The organism is Aurantiacibacter xanthus (genome assembly GCF_003584015.1).
Lineage (GTDB): Bacteria > Pseudomonadota > Alphaproteobacteria > Sphingomonadales > Sphingomonadaceae > Alteraurantiacibacter > Alteraurantiacibacter xanthus.
The window spans coordinates 30,501-43,291 of sequence record NZ_QXFM01000135.1 but is presented as its reverse complement, the minus strand read 5'-3'; the positions used below and the strand labels follow the sequence as shown (position 1 = coordinate 43,291).

The 12,791-nt window shown below is 65.7% G+C and carries 14 protein-coding genes; 9 read left to right on the top strand and 5 right to left on the bottom strand.

Annotation, left to right across the window (positions count from 1 at the left end; genetic code table 11):
- Positions 1-135: 135 nt before the first annotated feature.
- From D2V17_RS17020 to D2V17_RS17005, 4 genes are all read left to right on the top strand, one after another.
- Complete coding sequence (locus D2V17_RS17020; protein WP_119594185.1) at positions 136-1,128, top strand: sterol desaturase family protein; 993 nt, start codon at positions 136-138, stop codon at positions 1,126-1,128.
- 135 nt (positions 1,129-1,263) lie between these two features.
- Positions 1,264-1,950, top strand: a complete 687-nt coding sequence (locus D2V17_RS17015; RefSeq protein WP_119594183.1) for a hypothetical protein — start codon at positions 1,264-1,266, stop codon at positions 1,948-1,950.
- A gap of 60 nt (positions 1,951-2,010) precedes the next feature.
- Positions 2,011-2,328 (top strand): 2Fe-2S iron-sulfur cluster-binding protein, encoded by a 318-nt coding sequence (locus D2V17_RS17010; protein ID WP_119594181.1) that lies wholly within the window; start codon positions 2,011-2,013, stop codon positions 2,326-2,328.
- Between the two features lie 120 nt (positions 2,329-2,448).
- A complete protein-coding gene (locus tag D2V17_RS17005; protein ID WP_119594179.1) occupies positions 2,449-3,327 on the top strand; it encodes an LOG family protein in 879 nt (292 codons plus the stop codon).
- A 125-nt stretch (positions 3,328-3,452) separates the two neighbouring features.
- Here the strand turns inward: D2V17_RS17005 and thiD are convergent, their stop codons facing one another.
- The gene (thiD, locus tag D2V17_RS17000) at positions 3,453-4,211 is read right to left on the bottom strand and encodes a bifunctional hydroxymethylpyrimidine kinase/phosphomethylpyrimidine kinase (protein ID WP_119594177.1); all 759 of its coding nucleotides are present in this window, start codon (positions 4,209-4,211) and stop codon (positions 3,453-3,455) included.
- 124 nt (positions 4,212-4,335) lie between these two features.
- Positions 4,336-5,673 carry a phosphoglucosamine mutase gene (gene glmM / locus D2V17_RS16995; RefSeq protein ID WP_119594175.1) on the bottom strand — a complete coding sequence of 446 codons (1,338 nt, stop codon included), beginning with the start codon at positions 5,671-5,673 and terminating at the stop codon, positions 4,336-4,338.
- Between the two features lie 162 nt (positions 5,674-5,835).
- Between glmM and D2V17_RS16990 the strand changes: the two genes are divergently transcribed.
- The gene (locus D2V17_RS16990; protein ID WP_119594173.1) at positions 5,836-6,447 is read left to right on the top strand and encodes a superoxide dismutase; all 612 of its coding nucleotides are present in this window, start codon (positions 5,836-5,838) and stop codon (positions 6,445-6,447) included.
- Between the two features lie 70 nt (positions 6,448-6,517).
- Here the strand turns inward: D2V17_RS16990 and D2V17_RS16985 are convergent, their stop codons facing one another.
- The 3 genes from D2V17_RS16985 to D2V17_RS21450 are packed head-to-tail and all read right to left on the bottom strand — an operon-like array spanning position 6,518 to position 8,499.
- Positions 6,518-7,675, bottom strand: a complete 1,158-nt coding sequence (locus tag D2V17_RS16985) for an AI-2E family transporter (RefSeq protein ID WP_245978777.1) — start codon at positions 7,673-7,675, stop codon at positions 6,518-6,520.
- Positions 7,676-7,696: 21 nt separating this feature from the next.
- Entirely contained in the window at positions 7,697-8,332 is a 636-nt protein-coding gene (locus tag D2V17_RS16980) for a sigma-70 family RNA polymerase sigma factor (RefSeq protein ID WP_119594171.1), read from the bottom strand.
- A complete protein-coding gene (locus D2V17_RS21450; protein ID WP_191229259.1) occupies positions 8,329-8,499 on the bottom strand; it encodes a NepR family anti-sigma factor in 171 nt (56 codons plus the stop codon). Before D2V17_RS21450 ends, D2V17_RS16980 begins: the two co-directional genes overlap by 4 nt.
- A gap of 219 nt (positions 8,500-8,718) precedes the next feature.
- Here D2V17_RS21450 and D2V17_RS16975 point away from each other — a divergent pair, with 219 nt between their 5' ends.
- The 4 genes from D2V17_RS16975 to D2V17_RS16960 all read left to right on the top strand — a co-directional run bounded on the left by D2V17_RS16975 (position 8,719) and on the right by D2V17_RS16960 (position 12,608).
- Positions 8,719-10,446 carry a CHASE domain-containing protein gene (locus D2V17_RS16975; protein ID WP_245978776.1) on the top strand — a complete coding sequence of 576 codons (1,728 nt, stop codon included), beginning with the start codon at positions 8,719-8,721 and terminating at the stop codon, positions 10,444-10,446.
- Positions 10,447-10,523: 77 nt separating this feature from the next.
- Positions 10,524-11,297 carry a molybdate ABC transporter substrate-binding protein gene (gene modA / locus D2V17_RS16970; RefSeq protein ID WP_119594169.1) on the top strand — a complete coding sequence of 258 codons (774 nt, stop codon included), beginning with the start codon at positions 10,524-10,526 and terminating at the stop codon, positions 11,295-11,297.
- Positions 11,294-11,995: a molybdate ABC transporter permease subunit gene (modB, locus tag D2V17_RS16965; protein WP_119594167.1), complete on the top strand. Its 702-nt coding sequence runs from the start codon at positions 11,294-11,296 to the stop codon at positions 11,993-11,995. Before modA ends, modB begins: the two co-directional genes overlap by 4 nt.
- Positions 11,985-12,608, top strand: a complete 624-nt coding sequence (locus tag D2V17_RS16960; protein ID WP_119594165.1) for an ATP-binding cassette domain-containing protein — start codon at positions 11,985-11,987, stop codon at positions 12,606-12,608. The genes modB and D2V17_RS16960 overlap by 11 nt, the downstream gene beginning before the upstream one ends.
- The last annotated feature ends 183 nt before the right edge of the window (positions 12,609-12,791 follow it).

The window sequence follows — 12,791 nt, the reverse complement described above, 5'->3', positions numbered from 1 at the left end:
TTTTCCTGCGTTATTACGCTTGACCTGATCGTTAATACCTATAGCCTCCTCTTCATAGCCATAAGAGCACAACGTTCGCCGGGAGAGATTCTGCAATCGCCCGGGCCGCAGAGGCCCGGCAAATGGAGAATGCGCATGGCCGGGGTCCGAGTAGGGAACAGAATCATTGGCACCGAAGCACCGGTAACGGTGGGTTGGGAGAATGTACCGAAGGTGCAGGGCGGGCCGTGGAAAGTGGCTTTCTTCACCTATTTTCAGCCCGCGAGTCTGCTCGCGCTGCTGGCCTTCTGGTATTACGCGCCAAATTCCATCGCCACTGCGCAGACGGCGATCATCATCAGCCTGAGCTTCCGGGCCTTCCTGATTGCGCTCGAATTCATGGCGCCGCGCCACCGCAGCTGGATGTTGACCTGGAAAGAGGCGGTGACCGACCTGTTCTACGTCGGCATGGGCTACACCGTCGTGCGCATGATGGGCGCCTATCTGGGCGACGATGTCATCATCGAGGCGGTGCAGGGCGCCGCCGACTGGAGCAAACTGGACTGGTTCGCAGGGATGCCGCTGCTGATACAGGCGCTGGCGATCTCGCTGCTGTTCGACTTCGGCCAGTACTGGATGCACCGCGGGATGCACAACTGGTATCCGCTGTGGCTGACCCACGCGCCGCACCACTACATCACCCAACTCAACATCAACAAGGGCGCGGTCGGCAACCCGGTCGAGTTGTTCCTGATCGGCCTTGGCGTCGGCGGCTTCTTCGACTTCCTGCCGCGTGCGGCGCTGCTGGCGGGCACCTTCGGCCTCGCTATCGGCACCTATCAGCACATCAACGTGCGCTTCAATACGCCGGGCTGGTGGCGGTTCCTGTTCAACACCACCGAGCATCACAGCGTGCACCACTCGCAGGACTATGAAGCCAGCCGCAGCAACTACGGCTCCACCTGGATCATCTTCGATCGCCTGTTCGGCACCTGTGTCGATGGCGAGGCGGAAAAGCTCGGCATGGAGGGTGGCCGCCGGATGACGATCTCGGAAGCCATGCATTTCCCGTTCTCCGAGGGATACAACACCACCAAACAGTGGCTGCGGGCGAAGTTTCACAAGCCGAGCGCCGTACCCGCTGAATAATACCCCACCCCCGGCCTGACACGCGGGCCGGGGGCCCCAGCCAAGTTCATTGCAAGCACGCCGTCACCACCTCGCCCCCTGTTCGGGCGGGACGGTCGGCCTGTGCCTGCGCGCCAGGAACCGGAGATTGCCACAGTGAACCTGCCTTTCATCGACTGGGCCTGGCGCACCCGCGGTGCGATCGCCATCGACCCGCCGCTGACCACCGAAGAGACCTTCGCCCGGCTCAAACCGCTGGTCGACGAAGACAGCACCCGCTGCGACTATGGCGACAACACGCTGACCTATGTGAAGGGCAATCCGGCGGCGCAGGACCGGCTGGCGACCTTCTCCCGAGGCGTGTTCGCCGTCGAGCAGCAGGGTGGACTGACCCGGCTCCTCTACGATGTGAAGAGCAATGCGCTGGCGCTGGTGCTGCTGGCACCGCTGTTCTTCGTGGGTTTTGCGCAGATCGCGGTCGCCATCAACCATTGGGAAGACCGCAAGGCCGAAGCGGTGGAGGCCAAGGGCGAGAAGGCCGGTGACGAGGAAGAGAAAGAGCCCGCGCCGCATCACTGGATCGACGAGGCGCTGGGCGCACCGGCTCCCGAAACGCTGGAGCAGAAGAAGGCGCGGATGGAACAGGAGGGCGAGCAGAAGAAGGAAAAGCTGCCGACGACGCCGTCCTATGTTCTCGCCGGTCTGTTCGTTGCGCTCTATCTTCTCGGCCGCTTCCTTGAGCCCTACCTGTTCCGCCGCACCCTCAGGCGCGCGCTTGATCTGGAGCTGGCCGAGACGGCGGACAGCCCGGCCGAGACACTGGAACCCGGCCACGCAGGCTGAGCCTGCACCGCAGCATCCATCTACACCCGGCGCGATCCGCGCCCACAGGAGCATTGTGCAATGATTACGTTCACCCTCACCGATCGCGATGGGAAGACCCATGCCATCAAGACCACGCCCGATGGCACCTTGATGGAGGCGATCCGCGACTATGGCCTGACCGACGAATTCGCGCTGTGCGGCGGCCATTGCTCGTGCGCCACCTGCCATGTGATCATCGACGAGGCCTTTCTGCCGCGGTTGTCGCCGGTTTCGCGTGACGAGGGCGGCCTGCTCGACGGTTCGGACCATCGCGCGGCAGGTTCGCGTCTGGCATGTCAGGTGCCGCTCGACGCGACGCTCGACCTTGCGCACATCACGGTCGCGCCGGTCGACTGAGCCAGCGCGGTTCCGGCAGCCAATTGTCAGGTGGTCGGGAGCGATCCCGGCCATCTCCTCTTCCGTCTTGCCCGGCGAACCTCTAGGCGGACTTCGAACGAAGCGAGAAGAGGACCGCCTGTGAGCGAGAAGCCCAGCGACCGCGATTTGGTCGACCACAAGTTCTATCATGCCGATGCCGAAGCCGGGTTCGCCGACCGTGCCCCCGAGGATACGGCGCAGACGCGCCACCCCAGCTACAAACTGGCCTTCCGCGACACCGATTTCCTGTTGCGCGAGGAACTGCGCCCGATCCGCTTCCAGCTTGAACTGCTCAAGCCGGAGATGGTGCTGGAGGAAGCGCGGGTCGGCTCGACGCTGGTGATGTACGGTTCGGCCCGCATCCCCGCGCCCGAGCAGATCGACGAGGTGATGGCGCGCGCAAAGACGCCGGAAGAAAAGAAGATTGCCGAGAAGCTGGCGGAGAAGTCACGCTACTACGTCGAGGCGCAGAAGCTGGCGAAGCTGGTGAGCGAGAAGAGCATTATCGAGAACGGGCAGCGCCAGTTCGTGGTCTGCTCGGGCGGCGGGCCGTCGATCATGGAGGCGGCCAACCGCGGCGCGAGCGAGGCCGGGGCCGAGAGCGTCGGACTCAACATCGTGCTGCCGCATGAGCAGGCGCCCAACACCTATGTGACGCCCTATCTGTCGCTCAACTTCCACTATTTCGCGCTGCGCAAGATGCACTTCCTGATCCGCGCGCGGGCCGTGGCGGTGTTCCCCGGCGGCTTCGGCACCTGTGACGAGCTGTTCGAACTGCTGACGCTGATCCAGACCGGCAAGATGAAGCCGATCCCGGTGCTGCTGTTCGGCAAGAATTTCTGGGACCGGGTGATCAACTTCGAGGCGCTGGTCGAGGAGGGCACGATCAATGCCGCCGACCTTGACCTGTTTCAGCGGGTCGAGACGGCCGAGCAGGCGTGGAAGCACATTGCCCAGTTTTACGAGCTGGAGGCTTAGGGGAACACCTCCAGTCTTTTTCCCGCTCATGCTGAGCTTGTCGAAGCATTGTTCTTTGCCTTGAACCTTGGCGCGGAAGGAAAAGCAGTCCTTCGACAAGCTCAGGATGAGCGGGTTTGGTGTGCTTAATCCAGCCGCACCGCCTGATGCCCCATCGGCCCCGCGCCGCCACCATAACCGGGCGCGGCGTGGAGTGCCTCGCGCACGAACTGACGGGCTTTCTCAATCGCTTCCTCAAGCGGAGCCCCGCGCGCGAGGTGTGTCGCGATCGCGCTGGCGAGCGTGCAGCCGGTGCCGTGGGTGTGGCGGGTGACGATGCGCGCCTCGCTCCACACCTTGTCCGGCTTGCCCGGCAGCACGAGCCGGTCTTCCACCATCGGTCCATCGGCATCGCCGCCCTTGGCGAGAAAGGCAATGCCCTTGCTCGTCAGCGCCGCTGCACCGCCAAGCACTTCGAGTTCGGGCACATTGGGTGTCGTCAGCGTGGCCAGCTCCATCAGCCACTCGAACACCTCTATGGTGGCTTCGTCTGCCAGCACCGAGCCGCTCGTCGTCACCATGACCGGATCGAACACGATCGGGCAGGGCAGGTCTTCCAGCCGGTCAGCCACGACCTCGGCGACATCGGCATTGCCGAGCATGCCGATCTTCACCGCCTCAACGCCGATGTCCTCCATGCAGGCGTCGATCTGCGCCGCCACGAAGTCGGGCGACAGCACCTCCACCCCGCGCACGCCGCGGGTATTCTGTGCGGTGACGGCGGTGATCGCGGTCATCGCATAGCCGCCGAGCATGGTGATGGTCTTGATGTCGGCCTGAATGCCCGCGCCGCCGGAGCTGTCCGATCCGGCGATGACGAGGACGCGGGGAGGGCGCTTGCTCATTGTCGCCCCTCCCGCTCATCCTGAGCTTGTGGAAGGATAGCCACAGCCCTTGCCGCAATGTGGTGGCTGCCCTTCGACAAGCTCAGGGCGAGCGGGGGTGGGCTCAGGGCGAGCGGCTGGACAGTCACGCCGCTGCCTGCACCGCGTCGCAGATCCGGTCCACCACCGCCTCGACCTGCGCCGCATCGTCACCCTCGGCCATGACGCGCACCAGCGGCTCGGTGCCCGACTTGCGGATCACCAGCCGGCCCTTGCCGACCAGCTCGCGCTCGGCCTCGGCGATCACCGTCTGCACACTGTCCGCCGCCAGCGGGTCGCCGCCATCGTAGCGCACGTTCTTCAGCAGCTGCGGCACCGGATCGAACAGGTGGAGCAATTCGCTCGCGGGCTTGCCGCTCTGTACCAGCGCCGCCAGCACTTGCAGCGCGGCCACGGTGCCATCGCCGGTGGTGGCGTGGTCGAGCAGGATCATATGCCCGGACTGTTCGCCGCCGACGTTGTATCCGCCCGCCTTCATCGCTTCGAGCACGTAGCGGTCGCCGACCTTGGCGCGCACCAGCGCCAGCCCGCGCGCATCGAGGAAGCGTTCGAGCCCGAGGTTGCTCATCACCGTCGCCACCACGCCGCCGCCCTTGAGCTGGCCGCGTTCGGCAAGGCGCGAGCCGATCAGCGCCATGATCTGGTCGCCGTCGACCGCCTCGCCTTTCTCGTCGATCACGATCAGCCGGTCGGCATCGCCATCGAGCGCAATGCCAAGGTCGGCCCCTTCCGCGACCACGCGCGCCTTCACCGCATCGAGCGAAGTCGAACCGACGCCGTCGTTGATGTTGAGGCCATTGGGTTCGACACCCATGGCGATGACCTTCGCGCCCAGCTCCCAGATCGCGGTGGGGGCGACCTGATAGGCCGCGCCATGGGCGCAATCGACCACGATCTTGAGGCCGTCGAGCCGCACGTTGCTTGGCAGCGACTGCTTCACCGCGTGAATATAACGCCCGCGCGCGTCTTCGATCCGGCGGGCACGGCCGATGTCGGCCCCCTCGGCGAGAGTCTGTTCCTCGCCGAGCAGTTGTTCGATCTGCCGTTCGTCCTCGTCCGACAGTTTGAACCCGTCAGGGCCGAACAGCTTGATGCCGTTGTCACCGAAGGGGTTGTGGCTGGCCGAGATCATCACGCCAAGATCGGCGCGCATTTCGCGCGCGAGCAGGGCCACAGCGGGGGTGGGCAGGGGGCCGGTCATGATCACGTCCATGCCCACGCTGGTGAAGCCTGCCACCAGCGCGTTCTCCATCATGTAGCCCGACAGGCGCGTGTCCTTGCCGATCACCACCCGGTGCCGGTGCGTGCCGCGCAGGAAGTGCTGGCCCGCCGCCATGCCGACCTTCATCGCCAGCGATGCGGTCAGCTTTTTGCCGTTGGCGCGGCCGCGAATGCCGTCGGTTCCGAAGTAGGTGCGTCCCATTGAATTCCCTGAACTTGTCGAAATGCGCGTGCTGGCTCTGCTTTGCCGCTTGAAATCGGGCTTGTCACGCCCGAGATGGCTCCTTGTCTTGCTTATGCAACCCGGCTGCGGTTCGCGCGTTGGGAAATCAGTTACGACCCGAGAGACAGGAAGGACCCTCAAATGGCATTCACCCTTATCGACCTGCCCTACGACAGCGAAGCGCTGGCCCCGGCCGTCACCGCCGAGACGCTCAGCTTCCACCACGGCAAGCACCACAAGGCCTATATCGACAAGACCAACGCTGCCGTCGAAGGCGGCGAGCTTGATGGCAAGCCGCTCGAAGACGTGATCGTGGCCGCGCGCGGCTCGAACCAGGGCCTGTTCAACAACGCGGCGCAGAGCTGGAACCACGGGTTCTACTGGCACTCGCTCGCTCCCTCGACCAATGGCCCCTCGGGCGATCTCGCCAGCAAGATCGACGAGGCTTTCGGCTCGCTCGACGAGCTGAAGACCAAGCTGAAGGATCGCGGCGCCGGTCACTTCGCCAGCGGCTGGGTGTGGCTGGCCGAGAAGGACGGCAAGCTCTCGATCGAAGAGACCCACGACGGCGACACGCTGGCCGACAGCGGCTTCAACCCGCTGCTGACCATCGACGTGTGGGAGCACGCCTACTACCTCGATCACCAGAACGCCCGCCCGAGCTATCTCTCGGCGGTGGTCGATGGCCACCTGAACTGGGACTTCGCGGCGGATAACCTCGCCCGCGGTTCGGCCTGGACCTACCCGGCCTGATCTGACGGTCCGATAATCACGAAAAGACCCGCTCTGGCATCAGGCCGGGGCGGGTCTTTTCGTATCGGCGTCAGTCGTCGTTTTGCAGATCGAGCACGTTGGCGGCGAACAGCGGCTCGCCGAACAGGAAGCCGATGAAATTGGGCCGGCCGAGGTGATCGATCAGCGCGGTCAGCGTCAGCAGGATCGGCACCGACAGCAGAGCGCCCGCCACGCCCCAGATCCACCCGAAATAGGTGAGAGCAAGCAGGATCAGCACCGGGTTCATCGTGAAGCGTGCGCCGAGCACGGCGGGGGTCACGATATTGGCTTCGATCGTGTGCAGCCCGAGATAGGCAGCCGCCGGAATGAGGCCGACCAGCAGGTGATCCGCCGAGCCGATCCCGAACAGCGACAGCAGCCCGACCATCGCCAATGGGCCGACATAGGGCACGAAATTGAGCAGGGCAGCAAGGCCGCCCCACATCATCGGCGCATCAAGACCCATCACCCAGGCCCCCAGCGTTACCACGACACCGACCCCGGTGTTGATGAGCCCGACGGTAAGGATATAGGCCGCGACCCGGTCCTGCACCTCGCGCATGGCGCGCGCGGCCTTGAGGCTGGCGCCCACCTGCTGGCGATCAAGCAGCAGGCGGCGGCGCAGGCGAATGCGCGCTTCGATCATGAAAAAGGCCATCATGAAGGTGAGCAGCACCTCCAGCAGCACGGTTGGCGTGGCAAAGGCCAGCTGTTCGAGGAAACTGGGCGTCGCCAGCACCACCTCGCGCACTTCCTTGCCCTCGTCGAAGCCGCCGAGTTGCTGGTTGAGGTCGGTCACCCAGCTGAAGGTCACGCGCAGTTCGGCAAAGTGCTTCTGCACCTGCGCCACCATGGCGGGTACGTCGTCGAACAGCGACACCGCCGGTTGCAGCACGACCGTGAGGGCGAGTGCCAGCACGCCGAGAAAGGCCAGCAGTGCCAGCAGCGACGCCGGGAAGTTCGGCACCCCCCAGCTCGCCAGCTTGTCGGCCAGCGGCGAGAGGATAATGGTGAGGATCACCGCCGAGACCAGCGGCAGGAACACCACCGAGCCGATCGACAGCACAAAGGGCAGCGCGAGAAATAGCCCCAGCGCCATCAGGAACACCAACGCCGAAATCAGGCGCAGCTCTTGCGCGGCAAAGCTGAGTTGCTGGCCGGGCTGGGGATCAGGTTCGGCCGTGTGGCCCGTCGGCTCGACGCTCACCCGACGCTCACCGGGTGCTGGTCATCGGGTCGGTTCGGCCACGCCCATTCCGGCGGCGACCCTGCCCAGCTCATCGAGAATGGCGCGGTGGGCGGATGGATCGTCGCTTGACCGGTCGGGAATGTTACCGCTTTCGAGCATGGCCGACAGTGCCGAGCGGGCCCGGCCCACGCGGCTCTTGATCGTGCCCACAGCACAGCCGCAGATCTCGGCAGCCTCTTCGTAAGAGAAGCCGCCTGCGCCGACCAGCAGCAGCGCCTCGCGCCGTTCTGCCGGCAGCGTCAGCAGCGCACGGTGCATGTCCGACAGGTGCATCGGCTCTTCCTGACCGGCGGGCTCGGTCAGCGTGCGTTCGGCCACGCCTTCGTCGTATTCGCCGCGGAAACGATTGCGGCGCATGTCGGTGAGATAGGCATTGCGCAGGATCACGAAGGTCCATGCGCGCATCGACGTGCCCGGTTCGAACCGCTCTTGCGCGGCCCAGGCTTTCATCAGCGCTTCCTGCACCAGATCGTCGGCCATGTCGGGCCTGCCGCACAAACCGCGCGCAAAGGCGCGCAGGTGGGGGATGACCTCGGTCAGTTCCCGTTTGAAATCGCTACGATCAGCGGCGCTACGCTCGCGCTTGCTCGGCGCTTCCCTCACAGAGCCGCTCATTGCTGTGCGCTGCTTTCTCCCTGGGCGCTGCCGTCGAGTTTGGACAGAAGATCGCGAAAGGAATCGGGCAGTGGTTCATCCACGACGGAGTCATAAAGTTGTTTGAGCCCATTGGCCCATTCGGGTTCACCCATCGCTTTTTCCTTGCCGGTTTGGCCTTTCGTCATCGTTGGTCCGCACTTTTCCGTTTATCAGAGTGTGCCCATCGGTGTTCGGGCATATGAATTGGCTTTCTTGGAACGAAACGGCTCGCGTCTGGTTCCCCGAATTGCTTGTGAAGTAAATTGAGCCGGAGAAATTGCCAAGAGGGCTGATCCGGCTATGGGCAGTTACAGGATGCCACGAGTGACGGTAGTGTGCGCATCCGGGGTGTTGAAGGGCAACTGGTGAACTCTCAGCAGCAGGGCAGACGCAAGGATGCGAAGCGGTGGCTGGTGCAGTTCCCGCGAGCCCTGCCGCTTGGCATTTTTCTGCTCATCAGCGCCATCGCCGTGCTCAGCGCTTTCGCCATTGAGCGTGGCGAGGCACAACGCGCTTCGGCGCAGTTGACCGCGCGCACCGATGCGATCGCCTCCGCGCTGGAACGCCGCGCCAATGCCTCCAGCGCTTACCTGCGCGCCGGTGCCGCCCTGCTGTCGACGCTTGGCGAAATCCCGGAAGGGGAATTCCGCCGGTTCGTATCCGAATTGCGGCTCGATTCCGATTTCCGCGGCAACGACGGCATCGGTTGGGCGGCAGTCGTGCGGCCAGGCGAGGAGGATGCGTTCAATGCGCTGATGCTGCGCGACTACGGCTCGCCGCATCCGCTGTATCCGCGCCCTGACGGCAGCCAGCCCTTTGCCGTCCCGGTCACCTACCTTCATCCCCAGAACGATCGTGCGCTGCGTGCGCTGGGCTATGACATGTATTCGGAGCCCTTGCGCCGGTCTGCCATGATCGAGGCGGCGGTCTCGGCCAGCCCGACGGCGAGCGATGCGGTGGTGCTGCAGCAGGAAGGCGGCGGCGATGCGCCGGGCTTTCTGATCTACATGCCCGTCTATTCTCCGGCCCGCGGCGGGCGTGCGCTCAAGGGGTATATCTACAGCCCCTTCAGCGCCGACCAGTTCCTCCACGCGGCGCTCGAACTTGAGGAGGCCGGGCAATATGGCGTCCAGCTGTTCGATGGCGACCGGGCCCACCCCGGCACGTTGATGGCGAGCACGATCGGCGAAGAGGACCCCGGCGCCCATCGCAACCGGCGCGAAGTGACCATTGCCAACAACACCTGGCTGCTGGTGGTAAGCCGCAGCGGTGGCGGATTGCTGTCGGGCCTTGCCTTTGCGACGCTGATCTTCGGCCTGCTGGTGGCAAGCCTGCTGGCCGTGGTGGTGCGCCTGCTCACGCAACAGGCCGAGGAGGACGAGGCGGCGCTTGCCTGGTATGGCGAGCAGGCTTCGATCCGCAATTCTCTCACGCGCGAGCTGAACCACCGGGTGAAGAACACGCTCGCCAACGTGCTGTCGATCATCTCGCTGACCCGCCGTCGCAGCGAGGATCTCGACAGCTTCGCCGAATCGCTTACCGGGCGCATCCGCGCGCTGTCGGCCACGCACGATCTGCTGACCCAGTCCGATTGGGGATCGACCCCGGTCGGCGCGGTGATCGAGGCCGAACTGCTGCCCTATGCCACCAGCGGCGATCATACGCTGGTGATCGAAGGTGAGGCGGTGAACCTGGCCCCCAACGAGGCCCTGTCGCTCGGGCTTGCGGTGCACGAGCTGGCCACCAATGCCGCCAAATACGGCGCGCTCAGCGTGCCCGATGGCAATCTGCGGGTGACTTGGGAGATCGTCAGCGCCGAGCTGGTGCGGATCGAATGGCTGGAGCGCGGCGGCCCGCCGGTCAAGCAGGAGCGCGGGCGCGGGTTCGGCACCGATCTGATCGAGCGTATCGTTGCCCACGAACTCAGCAACCCGGTCGAACTGACCTTCGAGCCCGAGGGCGTGCGCTGCGTGATGTGCGTGCCGATCCGGCGTCCGCGCGAATTTGCCCTGCGTGCAGGAGCACTCACGAAGCAGGGCAAGCGTGCGCGCAAGGGGCGCATCGCTTCGCGGGTCGAGGCGCAAGGGCGCTAGAAAGCTGCATTCCCGTCAGGCCGGTATCGGCGTTTGCGATGGACCTGCCATATACATGGATATATAGCGTGCGGAACATGCGCAGTTTTCCGTCATTTTTCGCCCTGTTTCTGGCTCTGGTCAGTGCCTTGCTGGTTGCTTGCCAGGGCGAGAGCGAGGCGAGCGATGCGCCCGTGGTGCTGGCCGCGGCAAGTATGCAGGAAGCGCTGGAGGAAGCTGCCCAAAACTGGGCCGACACCGGCCATGCGCGTCCGCTGCTGTCCTTCGCATCGAGCGCGGTTGTCGCGCGTCAGGCCGCCGAGGGCGCGCCGGCGGATCTGGTCGTGACCGCTGACGAGCAGTGGATGGACTGGATGGAGGGCGAGCACCTGCTGCGCCCCGGCACGCGGCGCACTGTCGCGGGCAATACGCTGGTGCTGGTGGCACCGGGCAAGCCTGAAAGCAGCAGCGCGGAGGCCGCTGACGTACTGCGCGCCTATAGCGGACGCCTTGCCATCGCCGAGCCGGAGACCGTGCCCGCGGGTCGCTATGCCATGGCGGCGCTCACGCAGATGGGTCTGGCCGGGAGTTTTGCCCAACGGATCGTCCCGGCCGAGAACGTGCGCGCCGCGCTGGCGCTGGTCGAGCGGGGCGAGGTCGACCTTGGCATCGTCTATGCCACCGATGCGCTGGCTTCGGACAAGGTCAGGGTGCTGGCTACCTTCCCCCCTGAAACGCATGAGCCGATCCGTTATCCGATGGCTGCGCTGGCTGCTTCCAACCATCCGGAGGCAGAGGAGTTCGCCACGTACCTGGCATCCCCCGCAGGTCAGGCGATTCTTGCCCGGCACGGCTTTTCCGCCAGTCGATGAGCGGCTGGTTGTCAGCAGCCGAATGGGCGGTGATCGCCCTGTCGCTCAAGGTGAGCCTCGTGGCGGTGCTGGCGAGCCTGCCGGTGGCCTATGCGCTGGCCTGGCTGATCGCGCGGCGGCGGTTTCCGGGGCGGATGCTGCTCGATGCCGCGGTACACCTGCCGCTGGTGCTGCCGCCGGTGGTGACGGGCTGGCTGCTGTTGCTGGCCTTCGGACGCAACGGACCGATTGGCCACTGGCTTGAACAGACCTTTGGCATCTCGCTGGTGTTCACATGGGCCGGCGCGGCGCTGGCGGCGGCGGTGATGGCGCTGCCGCTGATGGTGCGCGCGATGCGGCTCTCGATCGAGGCGGTGGACCGCAAGCTGGTCGAGGCGGCGCGCACGCTGGGGGCATCGCCCTTGCGCGCCTTCGTCACGATCACCTTGCCGCTCAGCCTGCCGGGGATTGCGGCGGGCGCAATGCTGGGCTTTGCCCGCTCGCTGGGCGAGTTCGGCGCGACCATTACCTTTGCCGCCAATATCGCGGGGCAGACCCGCACCCTGCCGCTCGCCATCTACACCGGGCTGCAAGTCCCGGGCAGCGAGGGGGCGGTGGCGCGGCTGGCGATCATGGCCATCGTGCTGTCGCTGGGGGCGCTGATGGTGTCGGAGTGGCTGGTGCGCCGCTCGGGCGGGAGCCGTGCCCATGTCCTTTGAGGTGCGGCTGAGACTGTCGCTGGGGGAGGCGGAGATCGCCGCCGACTTCGCCTCCGAGGCGCGGCTGACCGCGCTGGTCGGCCCCTCGGGCGCGGGCAAGACCAGCGTGCTGAACGCCATCGCCGGACTGCTGCGCCCGCACGAGGGGCGGGTGGTGGCCGCAGGCGAGGTGCTGTTCGACAGCGCACAGCGGATCGACCTTGCCCCCGAAGCACGCCGGGCCGGTTACGTGTTTCAGGACGGACGGCTGTTCCCGCATATGAGCGTGCGTGCGAACCTTGCCTATGGCGAGCGGCTGGCCCTGCCTGCTGAGCGCTGGATCACGCGCGACGAGGTGGCGGGCCTGCTCGACATTGGCGATCTGCTGGACCGGCGGACCGCCAATCTCTCGGGCGGCGAGGTCCGCCGTGTGGCGATTGCCCGTGCGCTATTGGCGGCCCCGCGCTTCCTGTTGCTCGACGAGCCGACCGCTTCGCTCGACGCCGCCCGCGCCGAGGCGCTGCTCGGCCTGATCGAGCGCATTCGCGATGCGATAGGCGTGCCGATCCTGCTCGTCAGCCACAGCCGCGCCGAGGTCGAGCGGCTGGCAGGGCAGGTGGTGGAGATGGGGTGAGGGAGGCGAGGGTCGTGCCCTCTCCGCCTTGCCTCGGCCCACACGTGATGCGGGCCGGGGCGCAGCTTCTGATGACATTACGCTGATCCACCTTGCTCCCCTCCCCTTGGGGAGGGGCTGGGGGTGGGGGCTCGACGCTGGCTGGCGTGGGAACCCCCATCCCAACCCTTCCCCACAGGGAAG

What these genes read in the sequence shown, in the direction of transcription:
- D2V17_RS16990 (WP_119594173.1), top strand. Translation starts at nt 5,836, where the DNA reads ATGGCATTCACCCTTATCGACCTGCCCTACGACAGCGAAGCGCTGGCC.
- glmM (WP_119594175.1), bottom strand. Translation starts at nt 5,673, where the DNA reads ATGGGACGCACCTACTTCGGAACCGACGGCATTCGCGGCCGCGCCAAC.
- D2V17_RS16980 (WP_119594171.1), bottom strand. Translation starts at nt 8,332, where the DNA reads ATGAGCGGCTCTGTGAGGGAAGCGCCGAGCAAGCGCGAGCGTAGCGCC.
- D2V17_RS16960 (WP_119594165.1), top strand. Translation starts at nt 11,985, where the DNA reads ATGTCCTTTGAGGTGCGGCTGAGACTGTCGCTGGGGGAGGCGGAGATC.
- modA (WP_119594169.1), top strand. Translation starts at nt 10,524, where the DNA reads ATGCGCAGTTTTCCGTCATTTTTCGCCCTGTTTCTGGCTCTGGTCAGT.
- D2V17_RS17020 (WP_119594185.1), top strand. Translation starts at nt 136, where the DNA reads ATGGCCGGGGTCCGAGTAGGGAACAGAATCATTGGCACCGAAGCACCG.
- modB (WP_119594167.1), top strand. Translation starts at nt 11,294, where the DNA reads ATGAGCGGCTGGTTGTCAGCAGCCGAATGGGCGGTGATCGCCCTGTCG.
- D2V17_RS17010 (WP_119594181.1), top strand. Translation starts at nt 2,011, where the DNA reads ATGATTACGTTCACCCTCACCGATCGCGATGGGAAGACCCATGCCATC.
- thiD (WP_119594177.1), bottom strand. Translation starts at nt 4,211, where the DNA reads ATGAGCAAGCGCCCTCCCCGCGTCCTCGTCATCGCCGGATCGGACAGC.
- D2V17_RS21450 (WP_191229259.1), bottom strand. Translation starts at nt 8,499, where the DNA reads ATGACGAAAGGCCAAACCGGCAAGGAAAAAGCGATGGGTGAACCCGAA.